We start from the raw sequence: 17,069 nt of genomic DNA on the forward strand, positions 1-17,069 counted from the left end.
CAAGGTGCGCGTCGCCATGAGCAACGCCTTCGCCATGGGCGGTACGAACGCAGTTCTGGCATTCAGGCAGGTGTAGAAGCCATGCAAGACGCCTCATTTGAGGTCACCTGTCGTATCTAGCTGCTTGAGGGGCGGGGCATTGTGATACAGGGAGAGCTGTGGGGTCCCTCCTTCTCGGCCTCGACGATGTGGAAGGAGCCTGTGCGGCGAAACGGGCTAGACGCCCCCAGGCCCAGAACTTGGGCGAAACCAACTCCCACCAAAGGACAGCCGGTTTAGTAGCCGAACAATGAAACCTCGCTCGACGAGCCGCCGTCTCTACTGTCTCCGGCCTCACGCGGTTGAAGCGAACAGCGCAGCAGCTACTGTTCCGCACAACTCGGATGGCAATTGGGACAAGTCCGCACATGTCGTCACGTACGCTGAACGCCGCAGGTACAGCCAAACTGGGGCGGGGCGTTTCTGCCGTTTTGATAGAATTCTATCAAACTGACAATTTTCCTTGCATAAATGCAAGGAGAGCTCGGTTGACTCCCCTCCTTTCTTGTCAAGGATGAGTTTGCAGGCTGCGGTGCGGCAGAAGCCGGACAGAACAGCGACCGGTCGAGTAAAGGCCTGCGCAAACCGCATATTGCGAGCGCCCGCGCGGAGGAAGACGCTCGTCCTGGTGAAAGGCAACGATGCTCAGGCGCCATTGCCATTTGCCGAGGGCGTCCGCGCGCCGAAAATTTCGAAGCAACAAAGGTGAGATCGAGAATGATGATGACGAAATACAACACAGCTCACCGTCCAGTGCAGTTCTACCGGCGGGTGGCGGAGTGGGATGGGCTGCCAAATGGAACGTAAAAAGATCAGCAAGGAGATGCTTGGCGATAGTCAGGCGCTGCGCAAGCTGCGTGAGCACCTTGTCAAGGTGGCCAAGGCGAAGACTACGGTCCTGTTGCGAGGTGAATCCGGAACCGGTAAGGAGCTGGTTGCCAAAGCCATTCACGAGCTCTCGCCTCGCGCCAAGCAGCCCTTCATCAAGGTCAATTGCGCGGCGCTCACCGAGACGCTTCTGGAATCTGACTTGTTCGGTCATGAGAAGGGTGCCTTCACCGACGCGAGCAGTTTGCGCAAGGGGCGCTTTGAGGCTGCCGACAAAGGCACATTGTTTCTGGACGAGATTGGCGAAATATCGGGCTCGTTCCAGGCTAAGCTGCTGCGTGTCCTGCAGGAGCAGGAGTTTGAGCGTGTCGGCAGCAACCACACCATTAAAGTCGATGTTCGCGTGATTGCCGCAACCAACAGGGACTTGGAAAAGGCAGTTCAACGCAAGGAGTTCCGGCAAGACCTCTATTACCGCATCAGCGTCGTCACTTTACGCGTGCCGGCATTGCGCGAAAGGCGAGGTGATATTCCGCTCTTGGCCGCTCAGTTTCTCAAGAATTTCAATACTGAGAATGATCACACGCTGACCTTCGCTCCCGAAGCGATTGAGGTGCTAATGAATTGCGAATTTCCAGGCAACATCCGAGAGCTCGAAAACTGCGTTCAACGGACGGCAGTTCTGGCGACGGGTCCATCAATCCTCAGAACTGACTTTGCCTGTTGCGTGGGTGAGTGCTTGGCCGCGGCGCTGTGGAAGAACGGACCGCCGACGTCAGAGAACTCGACTACGATCGAGCCTTCCGCCGCCCGTGCCGCCCCGCCCGTCGGCGACGGGCAAGCGCCGATAGGCCCTGCCACGACTCGTGGTAGGGTGCCCGATGCCGATACGGTCATTGCCGCCATGGAAAAGTGTGGCTGGGTGCAGGCAAAGGCGGCGCGCCTGCTCGGTTTGACCCCGCGCCAGATCGGCTACGTGCTGAGAAAACACGGCATCGAGATCAAGCGTCTCTGAAACAACCCGCCGAGCAAGAGCTGGAGCAGGTCAAGCATTGGTGCTCTGGCGCCGAGCCCATCGGCCACCTTACGAACGTGGGTGTGAACAGCGCTGCCAAGATTCCGGCCGTGTGCTTTCTACCACCAGTCGTACTGGGGCTCTGCGGCTGACAAAACTAAGAAGGAGGAATCCTATGGCTAGTAACTTCGCTCTACACCGCAAGGGCAAATCCAATCCGACGTGCCTGAAATCCAGAAATAATCGATGTATCATTGGTGACACGCCAGCATGCGTAGAGGCGACGCGCAGATCTCCGCTGGCGGGACCTGGTCGATACATAAGCTGATCGCTTGCCGCTCGATATCGCGCCAATCTGATCTGAAAGAAATAAGTAGTTTTGGGAATAGGGATTAAGCATGCCAACGCGCTTCAGAACGATCAAATTGTTTTTAGCAACAACGGCGCTCTTCGCACCAAATCTGTCCTTGGCCCAGGAATCAGTCGCGTCGCCTGCGCCGGTGGCAGATGCCGAATATTCCAGAAATTGGGGCCTGAGTATGATCAACGCCCTGCCCGCCTACCTTAAAGGCTATACGGGCAAGGGCGTCGTCGTTGCGATTGTGGATACAGGACTGGATATCAACCATCCCGAATTCGTGGCGCGCATTTCGAAGGCGCTGCACAACTTCGGGACGGATAAACGCTTGGCTGACGTCAGCCATTCTGTCGACAAAGACGGTGTGCCTGACGGACACGGGACCCATGTGGCGGGGATAATCGGCGCCGCGCGCGACGGCACGGGCATGCAGGGCGTGGCCTATGAATCGACAGTATTGCCCCTTCGAGCAGTGGATATCGGCGACCCAGATGATCCCGAGATGGACCCGACCAATGAAGCGATCGAATACGCGATTGGTGCGGGAGCTGGCGTGCTCAATGGGAGCTACGGGCCAGGCCTGTTGCTGGGGCGGTATCTCAAGGACGAGAACGGCCAACTGAAACTCGATGGCAAGGGATATGCCATCGATAATAAAAACTATGAGATTCTCGACTATCAGGCCATCTATGATGATCCGAGCAATCTCGTCGATACCTACAATACGTTGAAGAAGGCGGCTAAGGCGGACATCGTGCTCGTCTTCGCCGCCGGTAATGATGCCAGTACCGACGACCAACCCGGCGCTGCTTCGGCGATTCCCAGCGGCATCGGCACGTTGCCGTTAATAACGCCAGAAAATACCAAAGATGGAAATCTTTATAAGTTCATCGACACAAACGATCAAACAAACAAAGGTTTCGATTTCAATAACCCAAATACATACAAGATAGTGAGCGGGTCTGATGTCTCGAAGCTCGACTTCTCGGATCTGGCAGGCTCGCTGATAACAGTCGTTGCTGTCGGCAAGGATGGCAAGATTGCCAGCTATAGCAATAGATGCGGAGCCACAGCAGAGTGGTGCCTCGCGGCTCCGGGTGGCGATATTAATGCCGATCCCGATAATCCGATTGATGAGAACGGCATTTATTCTACCTGGCCACAAGGGGATCGGGCGAACAAGAACAACCCGTATAAGTACGAGGAAGGTACTTCCATGGCAACGCCGCATGTTGCTGGCGCGGCGGCAGTGATCCGGTCGGCATTCCCTTACATGAACGCCCGCCAGACCATTGAAACCCTCCTGACAACGACGACCACCAAAGGGTTCGAGGATGAACAAGTCTTCGGCCAGGGTCTGCTCAATCTCGGCGTTGCGATCGAGGGTCCGGGCGAGTTCCGCTACGCCGGCGTCTTCGACGTCGACACCAAAGGCTACTCCTCGATCTGGTCGAATTCAATCTCGGGCGCCGGAGACCTGACGAAGCGCGGCGAAGGAGCGCTGATCCTGTCCGGCGAAAACAGCTACAGCGGGCCGACCAAGGTGCTTGGAGGCATACTCGCCGTCGATGGCCGCATTGTTTCGAAGGTAGGCGTCTCGGCTACTGGTACCCTTACGGGTATCGGTGCAGTCGGCTCTCTTACGGTTGGCGCAGGCGGCACCGTCGCTCCTGGCAGCGTGCTCGATCCAAGCAAGGGGGTTGCAGTGCTCACCGTCAACGGTGACTTCGTGCAGCAGGCCGGGTCGACCTATTTGGCGGGTATCGCACCGAGCAAGGCTTCAGATCTCATCGACGTTGCCGGCAGTGCCGCCATCAACAAGGGAGCGAGCGTCAACCTGGTGCGTGAAGGTGCCGGGCATTTCTCAGTCGATACCCGCTACACGCTTCTGACCGCCGCTGGCGGCGTGATCGGGACCTACGGCGGGCTGACAGGAGGCCTCTTTACAGACTCGCCCTTCGTCGATTTCGAACTCGCTTATGACCCGACCAACGTCTATCTCGACGTCGATCGCAATTCTGTCACCTTTGCCGATGTCGGCAATACCTTCAATCAGCGATCCGTGGGCGCGGCTGCGGAAGCCCTTGGTTCCGGCAACACGATCCACGACAACATCCTCTTCCTGACGGGACAGGGATCCCGCAACGCATTCGATCAGCTTTCGGGCGAGATCCATGCTTCCGTTCACAGCGCCTTTGTCGAAGACAGCCATTTCGTCCGTGACGCCGCCGGCGATCGCATTCGCGCAGCGTTCGCAGGCGTGGGCGCATCAACCGTGCCGGTCATGGCATATGGACCGGAAGGCCCGGAACTGGCTCCCGCGACCAGCGAAAACTTCGCCGTCTGGGGCAGCGGTTTCGGCGCCTGGGGACATTTGGACGGAGACGGCAACGCTGCTCGCCTCGACCGCTCGACGGGAGGCTTTATTGCAGGCGGCGATGCGGCCATCGGCGAAAGCTGGCGGCTCGGGCTTCTTGCCGGTTATAGCCATACGTCCATCCATGTGGATGATCGCGCCTCCTCCGGCTCAGGCAACAATTATCACCTCGGGATCTACGCTGGCACGCAGCGTGGCCCTCACAGCTTCCGTTCCGGCCTTGCCTATACGTGGAACCGCATCGAGACCGGCAGGTCGGTGGCGTTTCCGGGCTTCTCCGACAGCCTTTCGGCCGATTACCATGCCGGCACGTTCCAGGCTTTCGGCGAACTCGGCTCTCGACTGGATACAGCTTCCGTATCTTTCGAGCCCTATGCGAACCTAGCCTATGTGAACTTCAACGCGGATGGCTTCACAGAGCATGGCGGTGCCGCTGCGCTTTCCGGAAAAGACCGGTCGAGCGACACGACATTCACCACGATAGGGCTGCGCGCCTCGACCGCTTTCCCGCTTGGTTCCGTCAATACAACCGCCCGTGGCGGTATCGGCTGGCGTCATGCGTTCGGCGATGTGGTGCCTGAAACGGCGCTTGCCTTCACAGGCGGCTCATCCTTCGCCGTGGAGGGAACGCCAATCGCAAAGAACGCTGCCGTCTTCGAAGCTGGTATCGATGTCAACCTTACCGACAAGGCAACCATCGGGCTTACCTATAAAGGTCAGCTTGCCTCGGACGCGCAGGAGCATGGCTTCAACGCCAAACTCAGTGTTCGGTTTTAATCGCCGCAAGGGAGGGCGATATGTCATGCCCGATTCCAGCAGCGAACTGACAGCCATCTCTATTGAAAGATCTTATCGCCTTGCAATGGCCGACCATCCTTCGGCCATTGCTGCTTTTGCTTTCCGGAAGGAGTGTTTCGTGAACAAAGTAATTCTAATTGCGATTTGGCAGGGTGCCTTTCTTTCGCTGCCGGGTGCAGTACGTCCGACGGCGGCAACTGGGTGAAGGACGAGACGCCGCGCAGTGCTGCCCAGCAGGACTACACTGAATGCAAGTATCAGTCGGAAATGGCGACGGCGACGATCGGAACGAATAGCCGCCCGAAAACGATGACAGATGCAATCGGGGACGGTGTCGGGGATCGTATCGTCAAGGGTATGGAACAAGGCAATCTCGTCAAGGATTGCATGAGAGCCCGCGGCTACACTCAATCCTGACAGGCAACTCATGGGCTTCCGCCGCTATCGAAGGGATTGTAAAGGACGCGTCGATCTTCGAGAAACGAGGAAGCGGCGTACGATTTCTGTCTCTGAGGGGCTGGGGTCCGACCATGACACGCCGAAGACAGGTGTACTGATACCGGTTACCCGGCGTGCGGTCTCGGCAGTGACCTTGCTGCTCTAGCGAATAAATTGCGCTACTGCCTGCTAGCCGACCCTAAGTCTGGCCTGCTTCAAATGAGGTTGATGCTCGGTCGGCCGAAGCGAATGAGCAGCCATCGCGGCAATGAAAACCTCGGGCGTTTTTAGGTAGCGCTCCAGCTTGTTCTCCCTCATGAGCACTACGAACAGAGCGCACGTTTTCGCCTGACAATTGACCGACTTGGTAGGGTTGAACTCTATGTCAGTGAAACCGGCATACCGCATTTCGCCGTCCACTCGATTTTTGAGCCATACACGGTGAGGAAAGATGGCATTGAGATAAAGCCAATCGTAGAACACGGTCGTGGGTTCTAGCGGGAACTCGAAGCCGTCGAATTTGAAGCCCACCAGTGCGCCGGATTCGCGGAGTCGTGGCTCGCGCTTCGCATCGCGCGGTTCAACCTCGTACAGATCGGTGTACGGCCCGCCACGCTCGAATACCTTACTTCCCTGAAAGGCGTTCTCCAGCGGTATCTCGCCGATGCTGGTCCTCACGCGCAGGTGAAACGCGCTAAGATGCTGGCCGGCGACTTCATCAGACTTGCTAGACACTTCTAGCAGCGGCGCATATCCGGCTTTCTTGGCGGCCTCATGCAGCGACCGTATATTCTTCTTCTTCTGAACCTCAGCGAAGCCACCGGCCCACGGAATTTCGAAATCCAATCGCCTGACGTAACCTTCGTCCTCGGTTGCAGGGATAAAGACTGGTCTCTCAGCCATTCTAAATGTTCCTTATTAAGCCCAGCAGAATGACATGGGGAACCAACACCTCGTATTTCTCCGCCTGAGTGAGACGCGCCTTAATCGCCGAATCCTTCCAGTCCGTTCGGGTGTAAAGTATCTCAAAATCGATTAGCGGTTCAGCCTCTCCGATAGGAATCGATTCGACGCCAGCTTTGTTCGCGACATCGTTGGTAAAACGAACACCCGTGAACTGCATTACCGAGGGGTGTATTTGCAGAAAGATCGTGTCCGTAATCCTCCCATCCTGCCGGGCAACGTACTCCATCGGATGGGTGCTACGAAAGCAAAGGTGGACGTAGTTGCCCATTCCCTTCAACGCGTCGGCGTCACGACTCCATTCATTGCCGCCCGGTGCCGGAACCTTGACCTTCTTCTGGTCAAGCTGCGCGAGTGGATAGAGTCCTCCCATTTCTTTAATCACCGGCAGGTTCCTCCGGTCGGTGAAGTGATAGAGCAGCGGCACCTTATCAAGAGTATCAATTGCCATGTTCCCCTCCGTCGCAGGCCGGTAGCAGCCTTGCCCCACACGGGTGGAATCTTACGGCAGTCATCGTCCGAACGCCATGATCCGAGGCGAGGTGTTCAGATTGGCGACGTTTCTCAATTGTTCTATACGATTAAAATAGAATTCTACATCGCCAACTATGGTTCGAAATCGTCGTGCACGGCAGCTCCACAACGATCATCATCCCGGATCGGACTGTGCGGGAGCTGCAATCGCAGCCGCGCGAAGGCGACCGTGTTGTCACGAGCAACGACGCGCTCCTCCTCGATGCACAGGATCTGGGCCAATTGCTGCGGGTCGGCGGCGACAAAGGCACTGTCTTCAACCGCGGCGGGCCTGGCGAAGCGGGCATTGTGAGCCGGCAGATAGGTCTGTGCGACGAAGCGGTTGGCGGCCTCGATATCAGCCATGCCGGCCAGTGCCAGTTCCCTCGGCAGTCGGTCCTGCAAGGTTGAGAACATCCGCTCGGAGCGGCCCCTGGCTCCAGGCGAATAGGCTGGAATATGTTCGATGCCGAGCCGCTCGAGCGCCCGACCGACCTGGGTCATGCGAATCTTGTCGACAGCCCCGCCCGCCTTGAGCGTCACGAAATAGTGTCTGCCACGATCGCTGTAGAGGCTTGACGGCAATCCCTTGGCGACAAAGGTCTCCAGAAGTCCCTGGAAGCTCGACGCCGTGCCTTCCTCCTCGATCAGAAAGGCCGAATAGATCGTGCTCGTCGCATCGTCCATAGTCACGATCAGATCCAGCATCGGCCCACTCGCCAGCCACTGATGACGGCTGCCGTCCTGGTGTAGCATCATCCCTTCGCACGGCTTCCTTTCCCGCTTGCGCCGGTGAGCACCGCGCCGCTTGGCCCGTTCCACCAGGCCCGCCGCGTGAAGCTGCGTCTTGATGAAGGTGTAGCCCCAGCTGAAATCGTGATCGCGCAGCAGGTGCTCGTGGAAATGCTTCACGTTCCAGCCAAGGTAGCGATGGCGATAAAGCTCCAGCATCTCCTCGATCGCCTCCACTGGCACCCGGCGCGTCGAAAGCTTGCCCAAACGCCGGTCCAGCAACCCAGCCTCCCCGGCCTCTTCGTAACGGTCGCGATAACGCCGAAATTGCCGCTCCGACATGCCCAGCAACTCGCCTGCCTCCATCATCGAGAGATCGCCGCCAGTCCAACGGCTCAATACGTCCCGAAACTTCTGTATTCTCCGTCCTGGAGCCACGCTGCCCGCTTCATCCCCAGCTTCCATTCGCTGGCGATGAAACCGGACAACTCCTGTGCTACCTAATCCGGACAAATCATGTGCTTACGACACGCCGGAGCGGAACGCTTGCCTGCGGCATCGCGGTCGGGTAATTGTTGCAGATACGTCGGCCCGAAGATCGGCATCGATTTTCGGGCCGACGCGTCGTTTCAATCGGATAGAGCGCCATTCTCGCCTCGAAGGCACGCGCGGCGCTCCACGACAAGGGGGCAACGGAGCTTTGCTGATGTCGGATTCGTCCAGGATTTGTGCGGTGGCCGCGGCCACCCTCATGGCGCTTTCCGCGTCGTTGGCAGCTCAGGAAGCCGGGCTGCCGGGCGGTGCTTCCTCGCTGAAGGAGACCTATGAGGACTGGGATCTCTCCTGCCAGGCCACGCCGACGCTGGTATGCGCGGCTACCTATCAGCAGTCGCAGCAGAACGGACGGCGCCTGCTTGCGGTCGAATTGGGCAAGGGGCAGGAGGACGGCATTGCGGGCAATCTCGTCCTGCCCTTCGGCCTGCAACTCGCCGTCGGCGCGACGCTTCAGGTCGACGATGGGCAAGCGGGCAAGCCGCTGCCCTTCTCGACCTGCCTGCCCGCCGGCTGCTTCGTGCCCCTCAGCTTCGACGCGAAAGCAGCCGCGTCGCTGCGCACGGGCACAACGCTCAAGGTCACGGTTAAGAGTCTCGACCAGAAGGATGTGCCCTTGTCGGTTTCATTGAAGGGTTTGACGGCGGCGCTGGACAGGTTGAAGGTGCTGCTCGGGGCTTAGATTGGGGGCTGGCTGGCTGATGATCTCGGTTGTCACTTTCCTTTGTTCCACTACGGCTTTTCGACATTTTGGTCAGATAATCCCCACGCGCGAGAAGCGCGCGGTCTCGGCCTGAGTGATCTCGGGCGGGCGAGTGGCGCCCGACGCTTCCGACTCCGCGGCAGCGATCCGCTCGATCGCCTTCTTCACCTTTGCACGAACATTCTCGTCGAACGTCCGTACACTGACCTTGAGGAGGGTCTCATCCGGGATTACGTCGTACTTTGTCCCCGCATTGATCGCGCCCACCTTTACAATCATCGCGGCTGTCCTGAGGGAGAGAAGAGTAATGATGCGCAGAACGTTTCTCATGGCGGGCGTGTCCCTGTCTGCCGTAGCGGTCGGCAAGTCCTTAGCCGCGTCGGTATTCCTCGACTACACACAGGAGCAACTGGATACGGCGTATGACCAGTCATTCTGGGCGCCGCGGATGGCGGAACTGGAGGAAGGCGATGGCATCGCCAGCGCCGAGGTCCGGCGCGCGATGCCGCCGCGTCCGGCAAAATACGGTCCAGATGCCAGAGATCTCATCGATGTGTTCGCGCCTGGGATGCCAAGGCCGCCCCGGTCCTGGTCTTCATCCATGGCGGTGCCTGGACCCGAAACACTCGCGAGGATGCATCCTATCCGGCCCCGACCTTCGTTTCGCGCGGGGCGGCCTATGCCGCGCCTGACTTCGGCAGTGTGAAAACGCTGACGCTGCGACAGATGGTCGAGAATTGCAGGCGGGCGGTGGAGTGGACGATGAAGAATGCCGCCAGTTTCGGCGGCGACCCGAACCGGGTGTATGTGGCGGGTCATTCTTCCGGCGCGCATCTGGCGGCCTGCGTCCTCATCACCGACTGGACGGAGCGCAGCCTACCGGCGGATGCCCTCAAGGGCGGCTTGCTGATGAGCGGCATGTATGATCTCTATCCGGTGATGCTTTCCTCGCGCAGCAGCTACCTGCATCTGACGGAGGGGGGAAGAGGCGGAATTCAGCCCGATGCGCCATCTCGACCGGATCACCTGCCCGATTGCCGTCGTGTCAGCCGACCAGGACAGTCCGGAGTTCAAGCGCCAGTCCGATGTGTTCGGTGAAGCGCTGCGCGGCATGGGGAGATTGGCCAGTCGAACGATAGCCTTCAACGCCAACCACTTCCAGGAACCCGAGCATCTGAAAGACCCCGACACTGAAGTCAGCCAGGCGGCGTTCAAGCTGATGGGGATCTGACACGGATGTGTTGCAAACTCTTCAGCTAATGGGATTGTTAGTTTCGTACAAAACGATGCACTTTCTCAATCTTAGAGGGTGTTTGGGAATTAAGTATTTCGGCGTTCGAGCGCGTTGCGCCGCGCTCATGGCACCCGTTGAGATGGGCATGAAAGTGAGTTCGACCGCTGGACAGTTGCCGACTTCGTCAGGTATTGGCCCTGCGACCGGTTGATCTGCGATATTTCCAAAATTCGCAGAAGTTGGTCGAGACGAAACTGTCGCCCCGGCTTGACCACGCGCCCGGCAGACCGAGTTACAAAGTTGCCGAGGCAGTTTGATGTGCGTTCCTGCATCACTGCACGGGACACGACCTGACGGGAGACTATGATGCGTAGCCAGAAAGAAAAGATGCTCGCAGGCGAGTTTTACAATGCGGCGGATCCGGAGATCCAAGCTGACCTGTTGGCCACCGGGGCTTGGCTCAAGCGGTACAATGATACGCTGGGGCAGACCACGGAGCATTGGCATGAGCTTTTGTCCGAGCGGCTGGGAGAGGTTGGGCGCGGAACGGTCATCCGTCCGCCCTTTTTTTGCGACTACGGATTCAATATCCGCATTGGCGCCAATGCCTACATCAACTTCAACTGCGTTATTCTTGACGTGGTAGAGGTCAAAATCGGGCAAGGAACGGCAATTGGGCCTGCCGTGCAGATTTATACCGCCGATCATCCACATGATGCCGAGCAGCGACAGGCCGGCCTGCAGGTCGGGCGTCCTGTTCGCATTGGCAGCCGTGTCTGGATCGGCGGTGGAGCAATCATTCTGCCTGGCGTCACGATTGGCGATAATGCGGTCGTAGGCGCTGGCAGCGTGGTCACACGCGATGTTCCCGCCGGGGCAAAGGTAGTGGGAATTCCTGCTCGCGTCGCCAACCCACATAAACAGGCATAATCAACCTCCTTGACCCTGGAGGTGCATGCGAACTGTCGAAACTGTGCCAAATTTCTGCCGAAGCCATTGAGCGCTGCATATCTTGTCGCGGTTCGGCTCGGGCGCTTCAGTTCTTTTGCCACGGGTGTCACAAAATCATGTGCGTAATGCCGCCGCAACGTGCTCACGTCCCGCAGCAGCGGGCCCTTTCACATGGCCCAACGAATTCAGAGCCTCCGTTGTGCTGCCAGTAGCATTACTGCTCAGATGTATTCCCAACTGAGTTTTCGCCCTTGGAGGCAAGCGACTCACCAGCAATCGCCGGCCATTAATCCTGGCTAGCATCGACCCCGACGAGGCGAGCCGCGGCGTTGCCGATCGGCATGTCGATGACCGTGATTGCGCCTTCGGCAAGGAAACGACGTTCGTTTCTGGTCAGCGTAGCCGAATCGATCACCGCAAAATGTGGGCCAGTGGAGCGCTTCATCATCTGTCTGGCATATGTGCGCAGCATCTGATCGTTGAAGCGACAGCCAACGAAGAAAAAGCCCCGGTTGACGCGCCGTTGCTTCACCACGTCCGGGATCGGCGTCTGGATATCAATTTCGGTTAGGACTTCGACGTAATCGGAATCAGCCACGAGGAAGTTTGCGGCCGGCCTGACGCTGCCGTGCGGCGCATAGAGCACCGTCCGTGCCACTTGTTCGGCGTCGAGTTCTGTTCCTGACAAATCGTAAGTTCTCGTCCAGATGTTACCAATTCCGGTCGCTCGCGTGGTTCCTTGTATCTCGACAACGTCTGTTTGGCCGGCCTCTGCAAGGGCTGCCCGCATGGCGCCATCGTACCAGCTGTCGATGATGACAGACAGTTGAAGGGTTGCGAGCCAGGCGTGAAGAACGGTCGGCTCGGCGGGGGCTGCGAATATCTCCGCCATCCACGCTTGAAGAGTCCGACGATGTCGGCGCTGCTCGATAAACTGCGCGACCGACCACATATTGGTGCGAATCCTGGAAGGGGCAGGCGCCCGCTTGTTGAGCGCCGCGGCGACATCTTCAGGGGTGCAAGGTGCAGGTGATTCCGGCGTGTTAAGCTGCAGAAGACCAGGACCGAGATAGGGGATCACTCGATCGGCCTTGAGAGCGCCCTTCAGCAGGTCAATCAGCTTTTTGGCAAAACTGCCCCGGACGACGACGAGATGGTCCCAGCTCAGCATCGTGTTCATACGCGTTTCCTCTCCGCCACTGAACCCACCGGCATCAGGCCCCGTCGGAAATCTTCATCGCCTCGACGGTGATCGGCAAACGCGTATCGCGCGGAAGGTCGGGCAGCATGAGCCGCCAACCGTTCCTGAGCGTCACGGTCCCGCCCCATAAGTCTGCGTTCTCAATCTCGGTGATCGGCTCTTCGAGATCCTTCTTGGGGACATAAGCCGACAAGCCAGTAGCGGTCCTGCGAATCATTACTTTCATCCGGCTGTTCCTCCGTTGGAAATGCCTTCAGCTCCGCAGGGAACCTCGACTTTGTCGAGGCTAATGAGTTCGCGCGCTCGCATGCCGACGACCGTGCCACGATCGATCCATTCGACCGCATAGATGAAGAATTGCTGGAGAAAGGTTCCAATGTCGCGCACGTAGCCTTCGTCGCCCTTCCGCACGAGGTTTTCGCCGATCTCCTTGCCGGGATAGGTGCCGTCGTTTTTTATGTGGCGTGTTGCACGGACCCGCTCACCCTGCATGAACCGTGGCGGTCTGCCGATTTCGACCTCCTGTTCGCGTCTGGACCACATGCTGTCCATTCCTTTCTCGAGGCTTTTGGTGTGGTCGCGGGTTGCAGGCGTCCTCGCGCGGCGAACCCGACCGTTTCGGTAGGAATCAAGCGGGAACGCAGGTTTTCGGTACCGGACAGACCGACACGCATTGCTGCTTATCGAAGGCCTCCTTGCATTCGGTGCACTTGATTGGATCGATCACATAGGCGTCGCCCTTGAACTTGATCGCTTCCGAGGGACATTCGAACTCGCAGGCCCCGCATTGGGTACATTGGGATGCGATGATCTTGAAAGCCATTCTAACTCCTGGTTATCGGACGAGACCGCTCAGGCCGTCGCCGCTAGTGGTCTGATCCCAAACTCTGCCGCGTAAAGTGCGCTGACTGCGGTCTCGATGTAGTCATGGCCATAGGCGTCGGTTACGCGCAGTCCAGCTCGCGAGAGTTGTTCCTTCGGGCGATTTCCGATCTTGGCGCATAGCACTATGTGTATGCCTTCCAGCGCAGCGAAGACGCCCTCGAGGGTGGCGTCTTCGCCCCCGCCTCCGAGGCAATACCGCTCGACCTTCCGATGCCCGACCAAGCTGATCCCTCTAGGCGAGACTTCATAAACCTGGAATTCCTTCGCGTGGCCGAAGTGTTCGTTGACGCGTCCACCTCCCTTTGTGGCCACCGCAACCAGAAGCGACTTTTCGGAGTCTGTTGCCTTGACCATACCGATGGCCTCGCTCCTCGCCGCCTCATGATCACGGCGCTCGTGTGCGACCACCTGCCGATAGGCCTGACGCTTGCCAGCATCGTAGGTGACATCGTCGGGAATCCCATCCAGCGTGAATTCCTGGCCACGATCTTCACCGAGCAGGCCGACAGCATCTGCCCGGCACTGCCGGCAGTGGCGCATCAACTTGGCGCCACCTTCAAGTCGATCCTGAAGAGCCATCATCTCCATTGCCGTTGGGCCGCGCTGCCCGATGAGTCCGTAGTGGGTGCCGTGCGCCGGGTCCGAAATCAGAGGCATCACGTTGTGCAGGAACGCGCCCCGCTCCTTGACCATTTTGTTCACCTCAAACAGGTGCTGGTCGTTCACTCCAGGAATCATCACCGAGTTGATTTTGGTGAGGATGCCGCGCGCGCTCAGCATCTCCAGGCCCAGCATCTGCCGCGCGTGCAAGATTCGAGCGGCTTCGATGCCGAAGTAGCGGCGATTTTCATAAAAAATCCAAGGATAGATCTTTGCGCCGACTTCCGGGTCGACCATGTTGATGGTGATCGTCACGTGATCAACATTCATTTCGGCAAGCTCAGCTACATGGTCCGGCAGCACGAGCCCGTTGGTGGAGACGCACAGCTTTATGTCGGGGATTTCCCTGATGACGCGGTCGAACGTTGCCTTCGTTTTCTCCCAGTCGTAACAGGCATCCCCCGGCCCAGCGATGCCAAGAACCGAAAGCTGCGGAACTTCGTTGGCAACCGCGATGACCTTGCGTAGCGCTTGGTCGGGCGTCAGCTTCTCAGACACAACACCAGGCCGGCTCTCGTTGGCGCAATCGTATTTGCGATTGCAGTAGTTGCACTGGACATTGCAAGCCGGCGCGACCGCCACATGCATACGCGCGAAATAGTGATGCGCTTCCTCCGAAAAGCAGGGGTGATCCTTGATCTTGTCCCAAATAGCCGGATCCACATCGCCCGGGCTGGTCGGCGACGAACCGTAGGAGGACGGTGCGCAGCCACCGGATTTCGCGGCTGCCAGAAAACCCTCGGATGTCGTGCTGGTCGGCCCCTCAATCGAAACTGTCGGTGAGGACATCAAACGGCTCCGTTGCTGGTAACGTCGCGGTTCAAGGTGCAAGAGCCATACCAACTTAAAAAAGCGGCTTCAGTTCACTATTTGGGTCGATGTCGGATTGTGTGAGGCCGGCGCGACACAATTTTGTCCTGCTTGCGACAGTGCAAGTCCAAATCCGTTCAGAAGCACAAAGCACTCCTTGTCGCGCAGAGGGCGCGCAAGACCACTGGCCTGACGATTGGCTCATCAGGCTCTTAGAATTTCCTTCACCTCGAGACTATGCCGGCGTATCGCCTAGCCGACTTGTCGCGGCGTGAGGCGGAGAATTCGAGCCGCATTAGCCTGAACCCAGCCGGCCTTCTCCATTGTGTCGATCAGCCGGTCACGCTCCGTCCGTCGCGGTCCCAGCGCCGGTCCGGCCGTATCGTTAGAATCGCAACCGGCTATCTCGTGTTCAGGGGCGCCGATGCGCCTAACCGGCTTCGTGCTGGGCCGTGAGAGCTCGTCGATGCCATTGCCACGTTCCGAAAGATTGGTTCCTTCCAGAGGAGAACGCGCAAGTGTGGCTGTTCTTTACACGCAGTTCTCCAGCTCGCGGACGTTGCCGGGGAAATAGCATTGCGAGATCAGCTCAACTGCCGACGGCGTAAAGCCATGGTTCTCCATATTTTAAGGGTAAGCGCTGTGTCCTTCCAGGAGTGCCCGCGATCTGTGGGCCTGCCGATTCTGAGGTGGATCGGAGATCGGCTTGTGTCTGAACTTGAACTTTACGATTGACCCTGAGCGGCAGCCTCGGCGTTTCAAGGTGATCAACGGCGCTGTTAGTCGGCAGGCATTGGTCGATGGACGACAAGGGACGGAGTCATCGCCGAGACCCTGGGGCCGAACGTGGTGATCTCGGAGGTTGCCCGGCGCTACGGGCTGCGGCCGCGGCGGAACGCTCGCAAGCTTGCGACGTCGGCAGGACAGGCCACTCCCGCCTTTGTTCCGGTGGTGGTTTCGGTGGCGCCACCGGAACGACCCGTTGGGCCTACATCCGTGCACCAGAACTCAAGGCCGCGGCCTGAGAATCGGCCGCCCGCTCACCCTTTACTTGGTTCCTCAGCCGACAGCGCTAAGAAGGAGAGCAACTTCCGTCGGTGCGAGGATCATTGCGTCGTGGCCAGTGGCGAGTTCCTGCCACGCCCAGCCATCCTGCTTCGCGACCCATTCTCGCGCTCCCGCCGTCGGCGGGTGGAGCGGATTAGTGCAGACGACATAGGTTCGGGGCCTGCCGTTGCCGAGCGGGGGCTCGAGCTTAAGTCTGCTTTCGTAGGTGCTTGCCGCATGCGGTGTTATCCGGCGCCGCACCCAGTCCGTGAGCGAGTGTCCCTTGGGAATGCCGAATGCTGTTGGCGGCGGAGTCGGCATGAAGATACCCCGTCCTTCCTCCGCAACCAATTTTCGACGGGCGGCGACGATGTCGGGGGGCATGGTGCTGAATACACTTTGACCGCTCTCGACGATGGCGCCGTCGAGCGAGATAAACGAGATGGCTGATATGGTCGGGTATCCGGTCGGCGGCGCCGGTGATGCTGATGCCGCCTAGACTGTGACCGACAAGGATCACATCGCTCAGCTCTTCCGTTACAATGTGGTTGACGATGTCGGTCACGAATGTGTCGGGCGTGATGTCCTTGCACAGCAAATGTGCGCGTTCGCCGACACCTGTCTGGGTCGGCGTGGTCACGTGGCATCCCATCTTGCGAAGATTGGCGGCGACGTCCCGCCAACACCATCCGCCATGCCAGGCACCATGCACTAGCACATACGTCTTTGTCATGGATTGTGCCGTTCCATTTGCTCACCGGCCGTTGTGGCTGCCATCCGGCACGATGGCCGAACGTTGTCCCAAAGGGGCTCGACCACGTTACCGGTGGTAAGTCCGGCGCACAGGCCGCCGCCGTGGCCTGAGGACACCCCTACCAGTCGAGGAAATTTGAATTGCGAACGCCCAATATTCACTAGCTCTTTGCAAGTGGATGGAGAGGCTCATGGTGTGCCGCAGTTGCTCG

18 protein-coding genes and 1 pseudogene are annotated in these 17,069 nt (G+C 58.7%); 8 read left to right on the top strand and 11 right to left on the bottom strand.

The features are described 5' to 3' along the window. Positions 1-838: 838 nt before the first annotated feature. From nifA to EOA29_RS01425, 4 genes and pseudogenes are all read left to right on the top strand, one after another. A pseudogene (nifA, locus tag EOA29_RS01410) lies at positions 839-1,882 on the top strand (nif-specific transcriptional activator NifA); the annotation flags it as partial. 398 nt (positions 1,883-2,280) lie between these two features. Beyond that, positions 2,281-5,394, top strand: coding sequence for an autotransporter serine protease (locus EOA29_RS01415; RefSeq protein ID WP_091599561.1), 3,114 nt, complete (start codon positions 2,281-2,283; stop codon positions 5,392-5,394). Positions 5,395-5,419: 25 nt separating this feature from the next. Next, entirely contained in the window at positions 5,420-5,620 is a 201-nt protein-coding gene (locus EOA29_RS01420) for a hypothetical protein (RefSeq protein WP_126057638.1), read from the top strand. Further along, a complete protein-coding gene (locus tag EOA29_RS01425) occupies positions 5,617-5,832 on the top strand; it encodes a hypothetical protein (RefSeq protein ID WP_126057639.1) in 216 nt (71 codons plus the stop codon). The genes EOA29_RS01420 and EOA29_RS01425 overlap by 4 nt, the downstream gene beginning before the upstream one ends. Positions 5,833-6,042: 210 nt before the next feature. Here EOA29_RS01425 and EOA29_RS01430 read toward each other — a convergent pair whose 3' ends face one another. The 3 genes from EOA29_RS01430 to EOA29_RS01440 all read right to left on the bottom strand — a co-directional run bounded on the left by EOA29_RS01430 (position 6,043) and on the right by EOA29_RS01440 (position 8,526). Further along, positions 6,043-6,756, bottom strand: a complete 714-nt coding sequence (locus tag EOA29_RS01430) for a hypothetical protein (RefSeq protein ID WP_091599555.1) — start codon at positions 6,754-6,756, stop codon at positions 6,043-6,045. Between the two features lies 1 nt (position 6,757). Continuing rightward, positions 6,758-7,267 (bottom strand): DarT ssDNA thymidine ADP-ribosyltransferase family protein, encoded by a 510-nt coding sequence (locus EOA29_RS01435; RefSeq protein WP_126057640.1) that lies wholly within the window; start codon positions 7,265-7,267, stop codon positions 6,758-6,760. A 155-nt stretch (positions 7,268-7,422) separates the two neighbouring features. Continuing rightward, a complete protein-coding gene (locus EOA29_RS01440; protein WP_126057641.1) occupies positions 7,423-8,526 on the bottom strand; it encodes an ISNCY family transposase in 1,104 nt (367 codons plus the stop codon). A 268-nt stretch (positions 8,527-8,794) separates the two neighbouring features. Between EOA29_RS01440 and EOA29_RS01445 the strand changes: the two genes are divergently transcribed. After that, a complete protein-coding gene (locus EOA29_RS01445) occupies positions 8,795-9,295 on the top strand; it encodes an invasion associated locus B family protein (protein ID WP_236473430.1) in 501 nt (166 codons plus the stop codon). 72 nt (positions 9,296-9,367) lie between these two features. On the opposite strand, the gene EOA29_RS01450 is transcribed toward EOA29_RS01445, so the two are convergent. After that, positions 9,368-9,595 carry a peptidase dimerization domain-containing protein gene (locus EOA29_RS01450; protein ID WP_206629970.1) on the bottom strand — a complete coding sequence of 76 codons (228 nt, stop codon included), beginning with the start codon at positions 9,593-9,595 and terminating at the stop codon, positions 9,368-9,370. Between the two features lie 28 nt (positions 9,596-9,623). Between EOA29_RS01450 and EOA29_RS42695 the strand changes: the two genes are divergently transcribed. From EOA29_RS42695 to EOA29_RS01465, 3 genes are all read left to right on the top strand, one after another. After that, the gene (locus tag EOA29_RS42695) at positions 9,624-10,022 is read left to right on the top strand and encodes a hypothetical protein (RefSeq protein WP_245468336.1); all 399 of its coding nucleotides are present in this window, start codon (positions 9,624-9,626) and stop codon (positions 10,020-10,022) included. Between the two features lie 297 nt (positions 10,023-10,319). After that, positions 10,320-10,547: a hypothetical protein gene (locus EOA29_RS01460; protein ID WP_126057642.1), complete on the top strand. Its 228-nt coding sequence runs from the start codon at positions 10,320-10,322 to the stop codon at positions 10,545-10,547. A gap of 366 nt (positions 10,548-10,913) precedes the next feature. Then, positions 10,914-11,480: a sugar O-acetyltransferase gene (locus EOA29_RS01465; RefSeq protein WP_091599538.1), complete on the top strand. Its 567-nt coding sequence runs from the start codon at positions 10,914-10,916 to the stop codon at positions 11,478-11,480. Positions 11,481-11,787: 307 nt separating this feature from the next. Here the strand turns inward: EOA29_RS01465 and EOA29_RS01470 are convergent, their stop codons facing one another. From EOA29_RS01470 to EOA29_RS01500, 7 genes are all read right to left on the bottom strand, one after another. Beyond that, positions 11,788-12,681, bottom strand: a complete 894-nt coding sequence (locus EOA29_RS01470) for an SIR2 family protein (RefSeq protein WP_091599535.1) — start codon at positions 12,679-12,681, stop codon at positions 11,788-11,790. 34 nt (positions 12,682-12,715) lie between these two features. Next, the gene (gene nifT, locus EOA29_RS01475) at positions 12,716-12,928 is read right to left on the bottom strand and encodes a putative nitrogen fixation protein NifT (protein WP_024505230.1); all 213 of its coding nucleotides are present in this window, start codon (positions 12,926-12,928) and stop codon (positions 12,716-12,718) included. Further along, positions 12,925-13,245: a nitrogen fixation protein NifZ gene (locus EOA29_RS01480; protein ID WP_029356589.1), complete on the bottom strand. Its 321-nt coding sequence runs from the start codon at positions 13,243-13,245 to the stop codon at positions 12,925-12,927. Before EOA29_RS01480 ends, nifT begins: the two co-directional genes overlap by 4 nt. Before the next feature lie 85 nt (positions 13,246-13,330). Continuing rightward, positions 13,331-13,525: a 4Fe-4S dicluster domain-containing protein gene (locus EOA29_RS01485; protein WP_091599532.1), complete on the bottom strand. Its 195-nt coding sequence runs from the start codon at positions 13,523-13,525 to the stop codon at positions 13,331-13,333. A gap of 29 nt (positions 13,526-13,554) precedes the next feature. Continuing rightward, complete coding sequence (nifB, locus tag EOA29_RS01490) at positions 13,555-15,036, bottom strand: nitrogenase cofactor biosynthesis protein NifB (protein ID WP_091599529.1); 1,482 nt, start codon at positions 15,034-15,036, stop codon at positions 13,555-13,557. 273 nt (positions 15,037-15,309) lie between these two features. Further along, entirely contained in the window at positions 15,310-15,561 is a 252-nt protein-coding gene (locus EOA29_RS01495; RefSeq protein ID WP_311202830.1) for a helix-turn-helix domain-containing protein, read from the bottom strand. 751 nt (positions 15,562-16,312) lie between these two features. After that, positions 16,313-16,837 (bottom strand): alpha/beta fold hydrolase, encoded by a 525-nt coding sequence (locus EOA29_RS01500; RefSeq protein ID WP_128345484.1) that lies wholly within the window; start codon positions 16,835-16,837, stop codon positions 16,313-16,315. Positions 16,838-17,069: the final 232 nt, after the last annotated feature.

The organism is Mesorhizobium sp. M1E.F.Ca.ET.063.01.1.1 (assembly GCF_003998155.1).
GTDB lineage: Bacteria > Pseudomonadota > Alphaproteobacteria > Rhizobiales > Rhizobiaceae > Mesorhizobium.

Excerpts from the sequence above, each read along its gene's own strand:
- EOA29_RS01500 (WP_128345484.1), bottom strand. The coding sequence starts at position 16,837 with ATGACAAAGACGTATGTGCTAGTGCATGGTGCCTGGCATGGCGGATGG.
- EOA29_RS01420 (WP_126057638.1), top strand. The coding sequence starts at position 5,420 with ATGCCCGATTCCAGCAGCGAACTGACAGCCATCTCTATTGAAAGATCT.
- EOA29_RS01485 (WP_091599532.1), bottom strand. The coding sequence starts at position 13,525 with ATGGCTTTCAAGATCATCGCATCCCAATGTACCCAATGCGGGGCCTGC.
- EOA29_RS42695 (WP_245468336.1), top strand. The coding sequence starts at position 9,624 with ATGATGCGCAGAACGTTTCTCATGGCGGGCGTGTCCCTGTCTGCCGTA.
- nifT (WP_024505230.1), bottom strand. The coding sequence starts at position 12,928 with ATGAAAGTAATGATTCGCAGGACCGCTACTGGCTTGTCGGCTTATGTC.
- EOA29_RS01415 (WP_091599561.1), top strand. The coding sequence starts at position 2,281 with ATGCCAACGCGCTTCAGAACGATCAAATTGTTTTTAGCAACAACGGCG.
- EOA29_RS01480 (WP_029356589.1), bottom strand. The coding sequence starts at position 13,245 with ATGTGGTCCAGACGCGAACAGGAGGTCGAAATCGGCAGACCGCCACGG.
- EOA29_RS01430 (WP_091599555.1), bottom strand. The coding sequence starts at position 6,756 with ATGGCTGAGAGACCAGTCTTTATCCCTGCAACCGAGGACGAAGGTTAC.
- EOA29_RS01435 (WP_126057640.1), bottom strand. The coding sequence starts at position 7,267 with ATGGCAATTGATACTCTTGATAAGGTGCCGCTGCTCTATCACTTCACC.
- EOA29_RS01470 (WP_091599535.1), bottom strand. The coding sequence starts at position 12,681 with ATGAACACGATGCTGAGCTGGGACCATCTCGTCGTCGTCCGGGGCAGT.
- EOA29_RS01460 (WP_126057642.1), top strand. The coding sequence starts at position 10,320 with ATGCGCCATCTCGACCGGATCACCTGCCCGATTGCCGTCGTGTCAGCC.
- EOA29_RS01450 (WP_206629970.1), bottom strand. The coding sequence starts at position 9,595 with ATGATTGTAAAGGTGGGCGCGATCAATGCGGGGACAAAGTACGACGTA.
- EOA29_RS01440 (WP_126057641.1), bottom strand. The coding sequence starts at position 8,526 with ATGGAAGCTGGGGATGAAGCGGGCAGCGTGGCTCCAGGACGGAGAATA.
- nifB (WP_091599529.1), bottom strand. The coding sequence starts at position 15,036 with ATGTCCTCACCGACAGTTTCGATTGAGGGGCCGACCAGCACGACATCC.
- EOA29_RS01465 (WP_091599538.1), top strand. The coding sequence starts at position 10,914 with ATGATGCGTAGCCAGAAAGAAAAGATGCTCGCAGGCGAGTTTTACAAT.